Source organism: Leptolyngbya sp. FACHB-1624 (assembly GCF_047649235.1).
In the GTDB taxonomy this organism is placed as follows: Bacteria; Cyanobacteriota; Cyanobacteriia; order Leptolyngbyales; family Leptolyngbyaceae; genus Leptolyngbya; species Leptolyngbya boryana.
The window spans coordinates 3,988,953-4,005,781 of record NZ_CP180258.1; the positions used below are offsets into that span (position 1 = coordinate 3,988,953).

The window sequence follows — 16,829 nt, forward strand, 5'->3', positions numbered from 1 at the left end:
ACCTAGGTCAGGAATGCCTAACCAGCAGTCAAAGTTCTTTAAAGACTCTGACTGCTCGCTTCATATAAAGCTCTTTTTAAGAGAGAACTCTAATCTACCGCAGTTTTAGGGCGGAGTCGGTTCTGAAGCAGGTGGGGTCGGGTCAGGTATCGGCGACTCAAACCCTGAACTCTGCTCTGGATCTTCATCACTGGGAACAGATTGAGACTCTTCCTCTCGTTGTCGCCAAATCGCTGCCCGTTCTGCTGCCCATTGCACGATCGCACCTCGTGCCTCACCAAATAAGGGGCGACCCGATCCAATTCCTGAAGCCACATCGATCGCGCGTGTCAGATACCCCTGGCTTGCCAAGCGACTTGCTTGAGCCAGAATTGATCGATCTTCTGCAATCTGAATCTGATAAACCCACTCGCCAATCAACCCTTGTGCTTCCGCGTATAGTGCCCGTCCCGGTCGAATACTACCTGCAACCTCGATGGCGCGCCCAAGCTGTCCAGCACTCGCGATCGCTCTTGCATTGTTCAAGATCGGACGATCTTCGATGATTTGAATTTGATTGCTCCAATTGGCGATATCAGTTTGTGCCTCAATCCGCAAACTCCGCTTCGGCTTCACCAACGTTGCCATTGCCACGGCAGATTTCAAATTGCCAAGATTCCCCGATTTTGCCACTTGTTTTGCGCGGTCGAGCAAAGGACGATCCTGCATGGATTCCAACTCTTTTTGCCACTGTGCGACCAGGGTTTGAGCATGGAGCCGTCCGGGACGTTTCGGCGAAATGGTACTCGCTTGAGCGATCGCAAAATGCAGCATGGGAATCTGTTGTAAGTTTGCAACCGAACTCGCCAGATTCAACTGCGTCAGGTCTTGTACTTTTTGCTCCAACCTGGGAATCAAAGTTTTAGCGCGATTGGCAAACGGACTTTGAGCGTCAATCTGTTTGACCATCTGAGTTGCCATGATCAGCGGCACAATTCGCTCTAATCCAGGCGCTCTATAGTTATCAACCGTTTCGATTTCTCTGGCGCGGACTAATCGAATCAAATCCTGGTTTGCAGTCGTCAACTGAACGCTAGTCGGAATCGAATTGACCAGCGCGACAGCAGCGGGAATATTTTGCTGATCAAACTGCGCGATCGCTAATCCAATGATCGTATTCCGCCAGCGCAGAACTTCCTGATTCGCCTGCAAAGTCCAAATAAAAGTGTTGCGATCGATCCCATCCGTCATCGCGATCGCTTGTCCTAATTGAGCAGGCGGATTCGCTTTCGCAAAATTCCGCGCATCTTGCAGGAATTTCCAGGCTTTTTTCTCTTGATTCGATCGTTCTCGAACTTCGCCTAAGCGCTCTTGCCAACCGGGATCATTGACCAGTGCCAACTGCGCCATTTGTTGTGAGGCGCTCTCCCAAGCTTGTTTCTTCAGGGCTTCCAGGATCTTGGCGTAAATGGCTTCGCCGCGACGATATTCTGCTTGCCAACGATCGATCGCGGCTTGAGCATCTTTATAAACAGGACTGCTTTGAGGAATCTGACTGGCAAGATTCACCGCCCCTTTGATGTCTCGCTGAGCAACGCGATCGCGAGCCAAAATCAACACCGCATTCGACCAATCTTGCAGCAGCGGTCGAGATTGCCCATACAAAGGATGTTCTGTCGTCCAACCCTTGACCAAATTGATCGACGCAAGAATCTGATCCGCATTTCCAGTCTGAGCGGCTTGCTGAGCGCAAAATAGCTGCTCCGCTTCTAGAGATTGCGCTGTGACTTGCTGACAGTCCACCGCAGGCGGAGCGCTCGATAGCCAATGAAGCGCGATCGCACCAGTCCCACCAAACACCCCAAAAATCCCTAACCAGATCAGTTGCCATCTCCAAGCTTTCGCAAACTTGCCCAAGCGACGTGCAGTGACCTGAGTTGCGGAGGACGCAGTGCTAGCGGCGCGATGTCCTAACTTGGCAACCCGATGCTGAACCGGACGAGACGACTTCTCGGTTTCCGGCTCAGGCAACGCTTCGGCATCAAGATCATCTTCGAGCAAGACTGGAGAATGGTCACTGTAAGGCTGGTGCTGGTAATTCTCGATCGGGGCAGGTGGATGCTCAATGTCAGCTTTCGGCTTCTGGAATGCCCGAAGCCATTGGGTTGGGAGTTTTCTAGCCATTTATCGCTGCGAAACCGTATATCAAGCGGAAGTTCAGAGTCTCGGCTATTTTACAAGCGATTTTGCCGATGGAACCCTCGACATTAAATGCTTTTACGTGATCCGCAGGGGGATCACGGTTTCCGGGAATAATCTCGCAAAACAGTACTCACAAAACATCAAGTTTTGTAAGCATTGATGCGGATACTTTGAGAAAGCCGAGTTTTGCTTCATTGAAACACGAATCTCTCGATCTGCACTCCGAAAGACGCAACAGGTTACGTATAAAAGATCGCTCTATTGCGATACAGCTTAATTCGCTCGATAACCATAGAAATCGATGTGATATTCCGTGATTCTCACACCCGTCTGCGCTTCGACTTGTTGAATAATTTCTTCTGGAAGCTGGATGTGAACGTCGAGAATTTGCTGAGTGTCAATACAGTTCACATGACTGTGAGCATCGCTAATATTTCCGTAGAGTCTGCCATCAGAGCGCTCAATACATTCGATGATGCCTTGCTCAGAGAGAGCTTCTAGGTTCTGATACACCGAGGTATGCCCAATGTCTTTGCCTTGCCGATTTAAACGATCGTAAATCTCGCGTGCTGACAAATGTTCTTGGTCGTGCCACAGCAATTCCAGAATGAAGCGGCGCTGGCGGCTCAGACGCATTCCCAAGACTTGACAGCGTTCGATCGCGTCATCTAGGCAACGAATCGGTTTGAGGTCTGACGAGGTTTCAGTGTTCATCGGTGAGCAATACGGATTTGAAGTGGGTTGTTTATCGATCGATTGAAAATTTTGAAACAGTGTAGAGTCAAATTATTTTGTAACTCTTAAAGTAAGAGTCTACCAATTGCGTGATGATCAATTATCTGTCCTATTTCTATCACATGCTAAAGCGAAATCGCTACAACTTTGCTTTTTATGATTCCTTTCATGAAGAGAGTTCGTTACACTGAAATATCTCAATTCTTGCGGATTTTTTGTGGCTTACTCTTCTAATCCTCCAAAACGAGCGAGACTCGTCTCTGCTAGCTGGGCGATCGTGCAACTACCGGGACTTGCTGCTGACGATGCAACTCGATTAATGGATCATGAAATTCGGACGACGCTAGAGTTACTCAAGCTCGGTCAAACTCAAGACAAAAGAAATCTGCTGGCAACCCATCTTCAAGTGCCAATTCGTCAATTAAATAAGTGGGTTGCGCTGGCTGATCTGGCTCGAATTCCCAGTGTAGGATGCGAATATTCAGGCTTACTGCTGCATGCCGGGATCGCCTCTCCCGCTCAATTGGCTCAAACCTCGATCGCAGCGCTACACCGCCAACTACTCCGTCTCCATGTTTCTACGATGCAGCGCCGTGATCTCTGCCCCAGCGCCGACTCCATTGGACTATGGATTCATCAAGCCAAACACCTTTGTGCAAATCGAGAGACTTAGCAGGAAGTGGGCACTCTTATTGAAGTGGAATCGCGGATATAACCTTAATCCGGATACCAAAACATCCCTTTGATTCCTTCTGGATCTTGCATGAAGCCCAAATTTCGGTAGAAATTGACAACATGGGGATCAGCGAACAAAGTGATATTACTGATATCCTCACTGCGAAGCTTCTTAATCATGAACTTCATCAGAGCCTTACCCAGCCCCTTGCCCTGGAAGTCCGGATGCACGACCACATCCCAAATCGTCGCGTTAAACGCATGGTCAGAAGTGGCGCGCGCAAATCCGACCAACCGTCGTTGGACTCCTCGCTGCTCCCACATCGAAGCCACCAAAAAACTATGCTGAATTGCCTTTTTTACTTTCCTCAGCGGACGGCGCGACCAGCCGACTGCATCGCACAATTCCTCAAGCTCATACAAATCGATCTCTCGCTCTGTTGAGAAGAAAATCCGAGGAGTGGCGCGATCGCTCGCTCCCTCACCGGAGCCGGGGACAACATAGCTCTCCGTCGAAGTCGGTTTCTCGATCGAAGCATCCGTACTACTAAATAAGCTTTTCCAAAAACCCATGCAAGCGTGGTGATAACAGTGAAGCAGTAATAGTTAGTATATCTCTCGGATTTAGGTTGCATTCTGCCGATTTTATGGAAATATTGGCAATTCGTATCTTGGGGTTGCGCTTTCCAATATCGTCTCCATTCTAAATTCCACCCCAAATTTCTATCCGCGTGTCGTCTAAGGTCAGTCTCCACCACTATGGCTCTGGGTCTAAAATCGTCCACACTAGAACTGTTAAAGCGTTTCAACCGAGCGTTTCCGCAGTTTTATGAGCAATTTGTCAGCAGCGAAATCCAACTGCAAAATCTACGACTGGCTTATCAACTTTATAAGTCGAAGCAGGCGGTGATTGAACTGAAATCTGAGGGCACAAAAAGCGCGCTCCATTTTGCCTACCGAAATCAGTCGTTCTTGCTCAGCGATATTTTTGGGGTTTTAGCAGCATATGGATTGACGATTCACAGCCTCAGCCTGTACGGGCAGATTTATCCCCCGATGCTGGTGTTTATCAAACTGATCGTGTCTCGCAGTGGAAAAGCTCTCACCGACAAAACCTCTGAAAACGTCTGTCGGGCAATTCGAGAAGCGCTCGCGGGGCGGTTTGAAGTCGAAGAAATGCTGGCGGTTGAGTTCAATCTAGATGCAGGTCTAGAACAGGTAGAGACAGAGTTCTATGTCGATCCAGTTTTCCATTTGCCTGCTTTGCTGATCGAAGCCGACAACCAGCCGGGACTCTTCTACAAGGTGATGTATGCGATTTGGCAAGAAGATTTGCTGGTTGTCAATGCCAATTTGCTAGTCTGGCGGGGACGAACGCGGCTGATTTTATATCTGTTAGGACCAAACGAAAGCTTGATTCCAGAATATCTGGGTCAGAAGATTGCCGAAGGCGTGAAGCAGCGACTTTTAGGGCGACGCTTTTAATTTCTGGGAATCCGCCCCGCTATCATGGATGATAGCCATTTTTTAGCGTGCTCTATGTCATCAATCACCCTTCCAGCTTTACGGGTTTTGATTGTAGAAGATGACCCTATGATGCAATTGGGGTTGGAGCAGTCCTTAGAGGACTATCCAGAATTAACAATCGTCGATCAAGCCAATGATGGCTATTTGGGAGTTGAAGCGGCGCTCAAACATCGCCCCGATCTGGTTGTTATGGACATTGGCTTGCCTCGATTGGATGGCATTGCTGCAACACAGCAGATCAAAGCTGCACTCCCGAATGTTCGGATCGTCATGCTGACTTCGCATACGTCTGAGAACGAAATTATTGCAGCGCTATCAAGTGGAGCGGATGCTTACTGTATTAAGGGCGCAGATGTGACGCGTTTAATTGCTGCGATCGCAGCAGCTTGTGAGGGCGCGACTTATCTTGATCCCCAAATTGCCCGTCGCGTGATCGAACATCTCAAACCCCCCGCAGCGGACAATACGATCGGGCAATTATCCCAACGTGAACATCAAGTCCTCAAATTAATGGTTGATGGCTTGAGCAATCCAGAAATTGCCGCAAAGCTTTATCTCAGTCCCAACACCGTGAAGACTCATGTACGAGGCATCATGAATAAACTCGCAGTAGACGATCGAGTTCAAGCTGCGGTTGTTGCTTTGAGAACAGGATTAGTCTGAAAATTTTAGCTTTAGAGAAAATAAAATTTCTTCGATTGTTTCGGGTATGAAGCTTAAACCGAATTGCGCAAATTGTTGAAGCTATTCTTTAAAGTTTGTTCCCGATCTGTGGCGCATTTGCCAAAAATTCATCATTTTTCTCGGTAGAAAGACCGCTGATGAGCAGGCGCGATTCTGGAATTTCTGAAATGTCGATCCGAAGTCCCAAAACGGCAGAAGATAAGCTTAGCTCGACCATAAACATCCTGAATCGACCGTAAGGATCATGAAAAAGATTCACCAGAATTGCAATAATTCTTCAAATAGCATCAAATCCCTAACCCAACATCGATTACAGTACAAACTAATTTACTTCAAGACCCACAAATTAACGATCCAAGTTTAGAATCAAGATGTACAATTTGTAGTCAGTTAAGCCAGTTAAAGAAATTACTGCTTAAGAAGACGATTTGAGATGCGCAGCTTGATCTACGGATAGACAAGTTCAGAAAGGCACATTGCTTTCCTGCTTCTTAACCACTGATTTCTCATTTTGGCTCGTTCAAAGCAACGGTGCTGCGATGATAACCCCCAACTTCGCGAATCATTAACTTGATCCTGCGATGTGGGTACTCCGCGAATTGTAGAGTTTCCCAAACTCGCCTACATATCTCGGCAATTCGCGTTAATTTAATATTTCACGCAGGAGGATTAATCCTTTGGGAGGACGGCAAACCCTATCGCGTGATTGTTAATGTAGGGTTATGACCCTACTCATTGTGATTTCGATTGATTGAATTGATTTAGTCGATCGCTTTCTCAAACAAGTCGTTTCTCACATGCCTGGAATCAGACAGATGAAATTTGAGGATATCTATCAATTTTTCAAAGATCCGCCCCCTTTCTATCTCAATAAAGAACTGGCGGTCTGTTATGTGTTAGCGGTTCTCTTACGCGGAGACTCCTACGGAACCGAGCTAATCCAATTGCTCGAAACCGAATATCCGCTGTACCGCTTATCGGATACGGTTCTCTATAGTGCCCTAAAGTTTCTTGAAGACGAAGAAATGGTCACCGGCTACTGGAAAAAAGTCGAAGGTCGGGGTCGTCCTCGCCGCATGTATCAGATTAAGTCTGAGGCAATGCAGCAGGCGCAAGATCTGGCTCGGCTTTGGCGAGAGTATGCCGTTAAACGCGAAAATGCACGAGAAAATTCGGGCGTGCCCGCAGTCAGTGGGGCTGAGAAATAACAGTGGAGATCTGAGAATGATCCCCATTGTTGTCTAAACTTGTGGTGTAACTGGGATTTTGTCTTCTTGCGCCATGAATCAGCCTATAATTGCCTCGACGTTTCTCCTCACGGTTCTATTAATGATTGGGCTGTTTTTCTTCATTCGCGCCTCAGTCAAAGATAGAACCCAGGAGGTGCGATTGCTCTCTGAGCAGCCTGAAGATTCTCTGATGGCGCAACTGCGCCAATATTTTGGACAGCGCTCTTACCGAGTAGCTGCGATCGATGCCGATTTAAATCAGGTGACGTTTGAAGGAGTTGTCCGTCCAAGCGTTTTCCTGGCGGTATTTTTGTCGCTGCTTGCTTCGGTGGGAGCGCTGTGTTTTGCGTTAGTCCTGACGATGGTGCTACCCGATGGGTCGAATTTCTGGTGGGGCTTGTTGCTCGTGTCGCCTCTAGCTGGTGTTTTTTATTGGAAAGGGGCAGAGCGAGTGGAGCAGGTTTCGCTGAAATTGGAAGGGGGCACAGATGCGCGCAGTGTGATTACTGTCAGAGCACATCGTGATGAATTGGCAGAATTGCAGCGATCGTTGGAACTGCAAGCGGAATAGAAAATTTTTAGACGGGAATTTCTAGACAAAAGCTCTCCTCGTTGCGTTGAGGAGAGCTTTGATGAAGTGAATGCTGGGTAACTGAGTTTAGCTTGCCCAACTAGGTCAGTAGCGACTGGCACTACCACCAAATCTGCATTCAGGGCAAGCAAAATTTGGAAAACTCGAACTTGATCCGGATCGAGATCTGAACGCTTAGCGGCTCCGTGAAGGAACAGCAACCGCATCGATTTCATCCTCAGATGTTCTCAGACTTGGGAATAAGAAGTGATTTTCTTCGACGTATTGTGCGCCAAACAAACCTTTCTCTGCCCAAAAATAGCGATCTGTAGTATGCTCGTTTCTCTTAACCAGTAACAGCGCAGGCGGCAGAATGCCTTCAGCGTGGATAAACTTGCGGGCAGCGGTAACGGGCTTATCTTCGCCACACTCAATGCTAAACTGAGGAACGCTTTCTAAGATCCGTCTTCCTTCCTGCCGACGACGACTTTTCCGCTTACGTCTCCTTGCCAAACCCCGTACCTCCTTAAGTTCCAAACTGCCTAAAAGTTGTAATGATCGTTACAAAATCCGTCGAAAATATATCAGCTTCAGCCCTGGATTTCAACTTCTCTTAACGCATCTACATAATTTCTTAAGGTTGTTTTCCGAGTTCTTTTGCTATGTAACGACTAAAATGAGCGCTTACGTCAGCAAAAGTTGCGGAAAGTCGGGCAAAAGTTAAGAAAAACTGGTGCGAAAGAGTTGGGGATCAGGACTATCTATTAAATTAATAAGAAAAATTACTCAACGTCAATCCTATTTCTTAGATTCATCCGGCAGAAAAGTCGATGCTAATGCCTACAAGTTCCGAATTCATTGAGTTGTGTCGATCACAAATTGCATTGCTGACTCAGGCGTTAGGCGCTTCACTAAGCGTAATCTATCTAACGGAAGAATTAGTTGAAAGTTCTCAAGCCCGTTTGATCCCAGTTGCAGCGTATCCGGATAATTCTGTGGCATTGGAGCGATCGAACCGTTTGGCTCTTCCTTCCTCGGACATTCCAGAACTGGATCTAGTGACAACAGGACTGGTTCAACCCCGGCAACTCGTCTTGCCGTTGATTCATGAAGAATTAGTCTTTGGGTTGTTAGTGACAGAGCGCGAAGATCGACCTTGGACAACTTGGGAGCGATCGCAAGTTGAACGAGTTGCGAGTACGTTAGCCCTCGCTTGTGTGATGGATCAACGGGCGCAGTGGTTGGATCAGGCTCAGCGACAACATCGCTCGATGCAAACGCAGCAGCATGACGTTTTAGATAATTTGCTACATCAGTTGAAAAGTCCCGTCACAGCATTGCGAACGTTTGGCAAATTGTTAGTGAAGCGGTTACAGCCGGAAGATCCGAATCGCAATATTGCAGGCAGTATCTTGCGGGAGAGCGATCGCGTGCAGGAACTCTTACAGCAATTTGACCAAGCGATCGATTTAAATCCCGTGGATGCTTTATCAGAAAATCCAATCCGCCCGATCCCCTTGCTTCCGGCTGGAGTGCTGACGGCATCAAGTTTAGAATTAGCGCCTTGTTCGATTCACGAGATTTTGCTGCCCTTAGTGGAAACGGCTCGTGCGATCGCGCAAGATCGCAATCTTCTCCTGCGAACAGAAATACCACAATTTCTGCCCCTTGTTTCCGCCAATTCTGGGGCTTTAAGAGAGGTATTGAGTAATCTTATCGATAATGCATTGAAATATACGCCTAGCGGCGGAGAAGTGCATATTAGGGCATATTCTCATTACGATCGCATCTGTATTTGGGTCAGTGATACCGGATTGGGAATTCCACCGGAAGATTTAGAGCACTTGTTTGAGCGGCATTATCGGGGAGTGCAGGCAAAGGGAGATATTCCAGGCACGGGGTTGGGGTTAGCGATCGCGCGTCGATTGGTGGAACAGATGAATGGCTCGATTCAGGGGTTCAGCCCATTGAAAAAAGAGGGCTGGATTCCTCAAGGCATCCAGCCCCCTAAACAGGGGACAAGTTTTTTAGTGATACTTCAGACTCATCGCGAGCGTGAGTCTTGAGATCTAAGTTTTGGGTCTTCTGAAACTCAGAAGATTGAGACCGATGGCAGTCCTGAGCTGTGAAGTGGGGAGGAGGAATCGTTCTTTGAGTGGCTCCCCACTCCCGATCTTTTTGAGTATTCACAGCTCAAGATCGCCCTAGATCTTGGTCAGCAGAGTCGCTACGCAATTATGAGCGAGGCAAGATCAATTCGCTGGTGAGACGGAGATTGAGATCTGCGTTGGGGCGAATTGAAATCAGGTCAATGCGATCGCCGCCAAAGATCAGGCCAGCTAATGCACCGACTCCTGTGCCGATAAGAACTTCACCTGCTCTGACGTTGCGATCGCCTGTAACAGCTGCGATACCCGCAGCAGCAGCGCTACCTAATGCAGCATCTTTGAGGATTGTGCCTGTGTTTGCGCCACGGCGGATCGATTCAGTTGTGGTGATCGGATCAGAAGTCGCTGCGATCGCAACCTTCTGACCATTGGTCAACGTCAGTTCAGACGCAGTAAACTGTGCTGCACCTTGAGACACGGTTAATTGACCAGAGACTTGGCTACCTGATGGGATCAAGACCGTACCATCAGCAGTGACAATGTTTTGAGCAACTGTAAGCGTGATCGGAGTGGGTTGCGGTTCATTTTGTGCCAGCAAGATCCGTTCAGCATTTGCATAGCGCAGAGGAATGGCAGTTCCGGCAGGAATGTTGATCGCTTGCGGTTGAGGTGCAACTTGACCAACGATGTAAGGAGATTGAATCGCAGCTAATTGTCCAGTACTAACAAGGGCTTGGTAGATAAACGCAGCAACATCTGCACGCGTTGCAGTTTGGTTCGGGTTGAGGAAACGAACATCCGGGTAGTTAACGACGATGCGGCGTTCAGTTGCAGCCGCGATACTGTTGCGCGCAAAACCAGGAATGCTGGAAGCATCAGAATAAGCTTGGTCAAGCAAGCTGTCAGCCGGTTGAGTGCTGGCATATCGCAAACCGTTCGCGAGGGATACTAGGACTTGAGCGCGAGGAATGTTGTCATTGGGTCGGAAAGTGCCACCGGGGAAGCCTGCTAAGAAGCCAGTTGCATACGCAGTTTGAATGGCTTGAAGACCCCAATAATTGCTAGGAACATCTGCGAAATTGATCGGAGTATTCACTCGCTGAGCATTGGGAAATGCTTTGAGAAGCAAGGCTGCAAATTGAGCGCGAGTGACCGGATCATTCGGTCGGAAAGTGCCATCAGGAAATCCAGCAATAATGTTACGAGAAGCGAGTTCTTGAATGAAAGGAGAAGCCCAGTTATCAGACGCGACATCAGAGAAGGCAGCTTGTGCTGAAGCAGGTGCGGTCATTACCATTGGAGCCGCTGCGCCTGCGATTGTGCCGAGTGCTAAAGTTAGAGCCAAACCAGATTTTACAGAGCTATACATAGGTAGCGGTTCCCCAAGCGAGAGAGTGTTTTTTCTTGTTAACTAAGTAGATGTTTGATTGAGTTGAAAAGTTCCTGCATCTTGCGGTAGAAATAATCAATTTGATCTCTATTTCTTTAGTAGGAGATGCGGTTTCTTCGCTCAGTTATCTACTCTTTATATTCACCTATGACCGCTCGATTCCTTAAGAAGTTTCTAAACTTAGGACACTTTCCAAAGTGGTTGAAGAAACTCGATGTTTTGCAGTTTCTTCGTTTCATTTTCCGATACGATCGAGCATGTTTTCAAAAGGAGAAATCGGTGTCTGAATTGCCTCGCTATGAGTCGAAATCTGTCCGGGAAGCGGGGAAGCAGTTTTATGTGAATTCTCAAGGCTTGCGGATTCCCAGTGTGACGACGATTTTGAATGCAACGAAGTCCCGTGAGGATCGCGATCGATTATTCAGTTGGCAGCAACGGATTGGAGTAGAACAGGCGGCAGAAATTACCAAATCAGCGAGTCGGCGCGGTACGGGAACGCATCGCTATATTCAAAAATTTCTGCAAGGTCAGGAGGTGGAGTGTCCTGAGTCGATTCGCCCGTATTGGGAAAGTGTGGAGCCGATTGTCCAAGCGGTAGAAGCAGTGCGGCTGGTCGAAGGTGTCGTGATTCATGATCAACTGGGTTACGCAGGTGTCGTCGATTGCGTTGCCAGCTATGAGGGTGTGCCTTGTATTTGTGAATGGAAGACCAGCGATCGACCCAAAAAAACAGTCGATCGCTTGTTTGACTACCCGCTGCAGATTGTGGCGTATTGTGGCGCAGTGAACCAGCTTTACCGCGACTATGACCTGAATATTCGCCATGCTTTGCTCGTCGTTGCGATTCCAGAGATGCCTGCGGAGGTGTTTTGGTTCGAGCCAAGTGCGATCGAAGAGTATTGGCAGCAGTGGGAAGCGCGGGTTCATCAGTATTGGAGACGACAGGGCTATTTTCGTTGAAAAGATCCTCGATCGCAGCGAACTACTGAAGGGCGATCAGTTAAAGTCAAGATGAATTTTAACGATTGTATAGAGAATTCGTTTCTGAAATTGCCAACTCTGAGAGCAAGCGTTTCAGGAGCAGAGCCGATGAATCGGTTGGAAAAAGCCTGTCTGACTGGGTTGGTGAGTTTGCCATTGGGCATTGGTACGATCGCATTCGGATTTCTTAATACTCCGGTTTCCATCTCATGTGATTCTCTCTCTGAAAACACAGAGATTTCGACTCGGCTGCATTGTGCTCAACAACGCGCTCAGCGCCAAACTCCCGAAAGTCTAGCTGCCGCGATCGAGCTTTTAGACAATGTTGCAACTGACGATCCGTATTACGAGCAAAGTCAACGCTTGATCGAACGCTGGTCACTGGAATTGATCACTCAGGCAGAATCTGAATTTCAAGCCGGAAACTTGGATAAAGCAATTTCAATGCTGAGAGTGCTGCCGCAAGATCCAAAAATCAAAGCTTGGAAATCTGTTTGGGAAAAGGGCGAATCTCTGATGAGAACTGCCCAATCTCAGGTTGAAAAACGCGAATGGCAACAGGCTTTTCAAACTGCAAGGCAATTACGGCAATTAGACAATGAGTATTGGGCGAACCAGCAGTACGATTCGCTGAGCCAGCAGATTCAGCGCGATCGCGAACTGCGCGATGAAACATTTAAAAATCCAGTTGAACCTAAGAAGCCCCTCAAAGAAATAGAGCAGAATTTGCCAGAATTGCCGAAGATTGCGCGATCGCAACGTCCAATCTGGACACCGAAAGAGGATGCGCCCATCGTTCGCCACTCTGGAAATGAAGAGACTCAACCTGCATCTCCAATCGAGCCAGAAGTTCCTCCAGTTCAGCCTGCTCCTCAAGTCGAAATCGAACCCGAACCCCCGCTCGAAACTTTAGATCCGATCGAACCCGTCGAACCCGTGATTCCAGTGCGCGACGTGTCAACTGATCGGACTTAATTCTGCCTGAATTCGCTCCGGTGGAAAGGCTCCGAATTCGGTCACGATCGCCGTAATTAATTCGGCTGGAGTCACATCAAACGCTGGATTGTAATACTCGACTCCAGGGGGACAGAGCATTGTTTCGCCGACTTGATACACCTCAGACGCATCGCGTTCCTCGATCGGAATGTCTTTTCCGCTGGCAATATTGAAATCGATCGTTGAAACGGGAGCCGCTACAAAGAACGGAATATTGTGTGCTTTCGCAATCAGTGCGACGCTGTAAGTTCCGATTTTGTTCGCTGCATCTCCATTTGCGGCAATGCGATCGGCTCCCACAACTACTGCATCAATCATGCCTCGCTGCATACAGTGAGCCGCCATGCTATCGGTAATCACTGTGACTGGAATTCCTTCTTGAGCACACTCCCAAGCTGTGAGTCTTGCACCTTGCAAGCGGGGGCGAGTTTCATCGGCATAAAGTCGTTCCAAACGACCTGCGTTCCAAGTCGATCGCACAACGCCCAATGCTGTTCCATATCCCGCCGTTGCCAGAGCACCCGCATTGCAATGGGTTAGAAGTCTCAACTTTCCGGGGGGCAATGCTGCGAGTCCGTGATCGCCAATCGATCGACAAGTTTCTAAATCCGCCTGTTGAATTCGTTGTGCTGCATCGAGTAAAGCTTGCTTCAGATGATCGAGCGATCCGATCGTGTGCCGTGCTGTTTTCAGCATTTGCTCGATCGCCCAAAATAGATTTACTGCTGTTGGACGAGTCGATCGCAATTGTTCTGCAACTCGCTCTAATTTTGCTAAAAATTGGTCTCGATTTGTCGCTTCAATTTCTCTTGCACCCAGATACATACCATAAGCGGCAGCAACGCCGATCGCGGGTGCACCCCGAACAATCATCGTTTTAATCGCATGTGCCATGTCATCGCAGCGGCTAATTTCAACCAAGGTGTACTCGCTCGGCAAACGATTCTGGTCGATCAGCAACACGCGATCGTGATTCCAAACAACGGGATAAACCTGATTCGGCAGCATAGATTCGCTTTACTCTGAAGTATTGATTATCTTACGGCGATTTGGGGTTGATGCTGATGCTATCAGTTCAGGAAGCAGAAAAGCTTATTTTTGATGCGGTTCAAGTGATTCAGGATGTGGAGGTCGTGAAATTAGAGGACGGTGGCGATAGCTTTGCTGTACGGATACGCGATCGCATTCTGGCAGCGTCGATCAGCAGTCAGCTCGACTTTCCCCACTGGGACAACTCCGCAATGGATGGCTATGCTGTGCGATTCGAGGATGTGAAAACGCCTGTAACGCTCGACATCATTGAAGAAATTCCGGCAGGCTCTCCCCCTCAAAAAACGATTCAATCGGGACAAGCTGCAAGAATTCTCACTGGATCGATGCTTCCTCAAGGCGCAGATACGATCGTTATGCAAGAAAATACAACTCGACAAGGCGATCGAGTTTCGATTTTGACGCCACCCCGCGATCGCGGGGCTTTCGTTCGCTATCAAGGAACATATTGCAAAGCGGGAGATCCATTACTGTCGCCTGGACTGGTTCTCAAAGCACCTGAAATCGCGATTCTTGCTGCGGCTCAATGTCTTGAGGTTCCGGTATTTCGCCGTCCCCGCGTGGCAATTCTTTCGACGGGGAGCGAATTAGTTTTGCCGAATCAACCGCTGCAACCTGGGCAAATTGTTGACTCGAATCAATACGGATTAGAAGCGCTGGTGGCTGAACTGGGCGCGCAAGTGATTTCGCTTGGGATTGTTCAAGACGATCCCAAAGTCTTAGAAGATGCGATCGCACAGGCAGTCGAGTCAGCTGATGTCGTGATCTCTTCAGGCGGGGTTTCCGTTGGAGATTACGATTATGTCGATCGCATTTTAGAAAAATTGGGTGCAACAATTCAGGTCAGAGCGATCGCAATCAAGCCGGGTAAACCGCTGACTTTTGCAACATTTCCGAATGCGGCTCTCTACTTTGGACTTCCGGGTAATCCGGCTTCCGCATTCGTCACGTTTTGGCGATTTGCAAAACCTGCAATTCAAAAATTATCAGGATTGGCGCAGGGATGGGAGCCGAAATTTCTCACGGCAACGACAACTCATGATTTGAAATCCGATGGTAAGCGAGAACTGTATTTGTGGGGATCTGTATCGATCGAACAAGGTGGATTTCAATTCACACCTGCTGGAGGCAGCCGATTATCCGGGAATCTGATTCATTTAGCAGGAACGAATGCGCTAGGTGTGATGGCAATTGGGGAAACTGCGATCAATGCTGGCGAAGCGGTCAAATTTCTTTTGATTTGAACATCTGATTTGATTACCAAACAGCAAAGAAGCCGGAGTTTTACTAAAACCCCGACTTCTGACTCTGCAAAATATGGAATTATTGCGGTTTTCTTCTAGAACGTAGAAACTCAGGAATATCTAAACCACCACTTCCAGGCTTTTGGGGTTCAGCCGCAGGCTGTACAGGATTCGGGCTGACCGCAGGCGCACTAATCGATCGCGGTTTTGCGGGAGCTGCTGCCCCTTTACCCACAGCTTGAGGCTGTGCTTCTTGCGTAAATCCGGTGGCAATCACGGTAATTCTCACTTCGCCTTGTAAGCGATCGTCGATCACCGCTCCAAAAATAATGTTCGCATTCGGATCAACTGCCTCATAAATAATGTCGGCTGCGGCACTCACTTCATGCAAGGTCAAGTCAGAACCGCCTGTAATGTTGAAGACGACTCCTCTTGCACCATCGATCGACGCTTCTAACAGCGGTGAAGAAATCGCCGCCACTGCTGCTTCTCTCGCTCTCGATTTGCCAGATCCGATCCCGATGCCCATCAAAGCTGATCCTGCATCTGCCATCACGGCGCGCACATCTGCAAAGTCAACGTTGACCAAGCCAGGGATCGTAATGATGTCGGAAATGCCTTGAACCCCTTGCCGCAAAATATCATCCGCAGTTCGGAATGCTTCTTGTACAGGCGTTTGCTCGGAAATTACTGTCAATAGCTTGTCGTTTGGAATGATAATCAGCGTATCGACTCGGCTTGCAAGCGCTGAAACCCCGTCTTCTGCTTGCCCGGTTCGGCGACGACCTTCAAACGTAAACGGACGAGTCACGACTCCAACGGTCAAAGCTCCTAATTCTTTTGCAACTTCAGCCACGATCGGCGCTGCCCCTGTGCCTGTACCGCCGCCCATGCCTGCAGTGATAAAGACGAGATCCGCATTTTCTAGTGCTGCTGCAATCTCATCACGGGATTCTTCGGCTGCTTTTTGACCGATCGCAGGATTACCCCCTGCACCTAAGCCACGGGTCAACTTTTGACCCACTTGCAACCGTTTCAAGGCGGTTGATTGAGCAAGAGCTTGAGCATCGGTATTAATTGACCAGAATTCAACGCCCGAGACATTGCTGGCAATCATTCGATTGACCGCGTTACTGCCACCGCCACCAACGCCAATTACCTTAATCTTTGCAACACTTCCTGGCACGATATCCCCACTCCTTCCATCTTCAGGAACCGCCTTTAAACCGGCATTATTTTGGGCATGGTACAGACCCGAATTAAAAGGATTCGAGCTATCTGGACTCGAAAAATTATTCGGCTGACCTTCCACATTCGAGCTTACGTAGCCTTGCTCTTGCGGGTGATTCAGCGTCATTGGGTTGGAATTCGACTCATTATGATTAAGCGTCATTGGGATTACAAGCGGTGGAGATGAACAGAGAGAAGTCTAAAAAACGACTGAACTCGATTAGCACA

Annotated in this window: 17 protein-coding genes; 9 read left to right on the forward strand and 8 right to left on the reverse strand. The window is 48.4% G+C overall.

What is annotated here, in order from left to right:
• Positions 1-105: 105 nt before the first annotated feature.
• Both ACMUEV_RS18740 and ACMUEV_RS18745 read right to left on the reverse strand, forming a co-directional pair.
• Complete coding sequence (locus ACMUEV_RS18740; RefSeq protein WP_190648261.1) at positions 106-2,163, reverse strand: hypothetical protein; 2,058 nt, start codon at positions 2,161-2,163, stop codon at positions 106-108.
• 291 nt (positions 2,164-2,454) lie between these two features.
• Positions 2,455-2,895 carry a Fur family transcriptional regulator gene (locus ACMUEV_RS18745; protein ID WP_017287558.1) on the reverse strand — a complete coding sequence of 147 codons (441 nt, stop codon included), beginning with the start codon at positions 2,893-2,895 and terminating at the stop codon, positions 2,455-2,457.
• 238 nt (positions 2,896-3,133) lie between these two features.
• Here ACMUEV_RS18745 and ACMUEV_RS18750 point away from each other — a divergent pair, with 238 nt between their 5' ends.
• Positions 3,134-3,589, forward strand: a complete 456-nt coding sequence (locus ACMUEV_RS18750; protein ID WP_017287557.1) for a DUF4332 domain-containing protein — start codon at positions 3,134-3,136, stop codon at positions 3,587-3,589.
• 44 nt (positions 3,590-3,633) lie between these two features.
• On the opposite strand, the gene ACMUEV_RS18755 is transcribed toward ACMUEV_RS18750, so the two are convergent.
• A complete protein-coding gene (locus ACMUEV_RS18755; RefSeq protein WP_017287556.1) occupies positions 3,634-4,164 on the reverse strand; it encodes a GNAT family N-acetyltransferase in 531 nt (176 codons plus the stop codon).
• A 186-nt stretch (positions 4,165-4,350) separates the two neighbouring features.
• On the opposite strand from ACMUEV_RS18755, the gene ACMUEV_RS18760 reads away from it, so the two are divergent.
• Positions 4,351-5,076 (forward strand): hypothetical protein, encoded by a 726-nt coding sequence (locus ACMUEV_RS18760; RefSeq protein WP_017287555.1) that lies wholly within the window; start codon positions 4,351-4,353, stop codon positions 5,074-5,076.
• A 54-nt stretch (positions 5,077-5,130) separates the two neighbouring features.
• Positions 5,131-5,781: a response regulator gene (locus tag ACMUEV_RS18765; RefSeq protein ID WP_017287554.1), complete on the forward strand. Its 651-nt coding sequence runs from the start codon at positions 5,131-5,133 to the stop codon at positions 5,779-5,781.
• An 88-nt stretch (positions 5,782-5,869) separates the two neighbouring features.
• Here ACMUEV_RS18765 and ACMUEV_RS18770 read toward each other — a convergent pair whose 3' ends face one another.
• Entirely contained in the window at positions 5,870-6,019 is a 150-nt protein-coding gene (locus ACMUEV_RS18770; RefSeq protein ID WP_154660826.1) for a hypothetical protein, read from the reverse strand.
• A gap of 598 nt (positions 6,020-6,617) precedes the next feature.
• Here ACMUEV_RS18770 and ACMUEV_RS18775 point away from each other — a divergent pair.
• Entirely contained in the window at positions 6,618-7,010 is a 393-nt protein-coding gene (locus ACMUEV_RS18775; RefSeq protein ID WP_036045667.1) for a PadR family transcriptional regulator, read from the forward strand.
• 73 nt (positions 7,011-7,083) lie between these two features.
• Positions 7,084-7,602 carry a cofactor assembly of complex C subunit B gene (locus ACMUEV_RS18780; protein WP_190648264.1) on the forward strand — a complete coding sequence of 173 codons (519 nt, stop codon included), beginning with the start codon at positions 7,084-7,086 and terminating at the stop codon, positions 7,600-7,602.
• A gap of 195 nt (positions 7,603-7,797) precedes the next feature.
• On the opposite strand, the gene ACMUEV_RS18785 is transcribed toward ACMUEV_RS18780, so the two are convergent.
• The gene (locus ACMUEV_RS18785) at positions 7,798-8,115 is read right to left on the reverse strand and encodes a DUF3155 domain-containing protein (RefSeq protein WP_036044536.1); all 318 of its coding nucleotides are present in this window, start codon (positions 8,113-8,115) and stop codon (positions 7,798-7,800) included.
• Between the two features lie 317 nt (positions 8,116-8,432).
• Between ACMUEV_RS18785 and ACMUEV_RS18790 the strand changes: the two genes are divergently transcribed.
• Positions 8,433-9,668 (forward strand): GAF domain-containing sensor histidine kinase, encoded by a 1,236-nt coding sequence (locus ACMUEV_RS18790; protein WP_026148548.1) that lies wholly within the window; start codon positions 8,433-8,435, stop codon positions 9,666-9,668.
• Between the two features lie 169 nt (positions 9,669-9,837).
• Here the strand turns inward: ACMUEV_RS18790 and ACMUEV_RS18795 are convergent, their stop codons facing one another.
• Positions 9,838-11,079, reverse strand: coding sequence for an S-layer homology domain-containing protein (locus ACMUEV_RS18795; protein ID WP_017287548.1), 1,242 nt, complete (start codon positions 11,077-11,079; stop codon positions 9,838-9,840).
• Between the two features lie 300 nt (positions 11,080-11,379).
• On the opposite strand from ACMUEV_RS18795, the gene ACMUEV_RS18800 reads away from it, so the two are divergent.
• Both ACMUEV_RS18800 and ACMUEV_RS18805 read left to right on the forward strand, forming a co-directional pair.
• A complete protein-coding gene (locus ACMUEV_RS18800) occupies positions 11,380-12,060 on the forward strand; it encodes an exonuclease (protein ID WP_026148547.1) in 681 nt (226 codons plus the stop codon).
• Between the two features lie 129 nt (positions 12,061-12,189).
• Entirely contained in the window at positions 12,190-13,056 is an 867-nt protein-coding gene (locus ACMUEV_RS18805) for a hypothetical protein (protein ID WP_190648267.1), read from the forward strand.
• Here the strand turns inward: ACMUEV_RS18805 and mtnA are convergent.
• Positions 13,039-14,085, reverse strand: a complete 1,047-nt coding sequence (gene mtnA / locus ACMUEV_RS18810; protein ID WP_017287545.1) for an S-methyl-5-thioribose-1-phosphate isomerase — start codon at positions 14,083-14,085, stop codon at positions 13,039-13,041. The genes ACMUEV_RS18805 and mtnA overlap by 18 nt on opposite strands.
• A 56-nt stretch (positions 14,086-14,141) precedes the next feature.
• Between mtnA and glp the strand changes: the two genes are divergently transcribed.
• Positions 14,142-15,371, forward strand: coding sequence for a gephyrin-like molybdotransferase Glp (glp, locus tag ACMUEV_RS18815; RefSeq protein ID WP_190648269.1), 1,230 nt, complete (start codon positions 14,142-14,144; stop codon positions 15,369-15,371).
• Positions 15,372-15,450: 79 nt separating this feature from the next.
• Here glp and ftsZ read toward each other — a convergent pair whose 3' ends face one another.
• A complete protein-coding gene (gene ftsZ / locus ACMUEV_RS18820) occupies positions 15,451-16,728 on the reverse strand; it encodes a cell division protein FtsZ (protein WP_017287543.1) in 1,278 nt (425 codons plus the stop codon).
• Positions 16,729-16,829 lie beyond the last annotated feature (101 nt).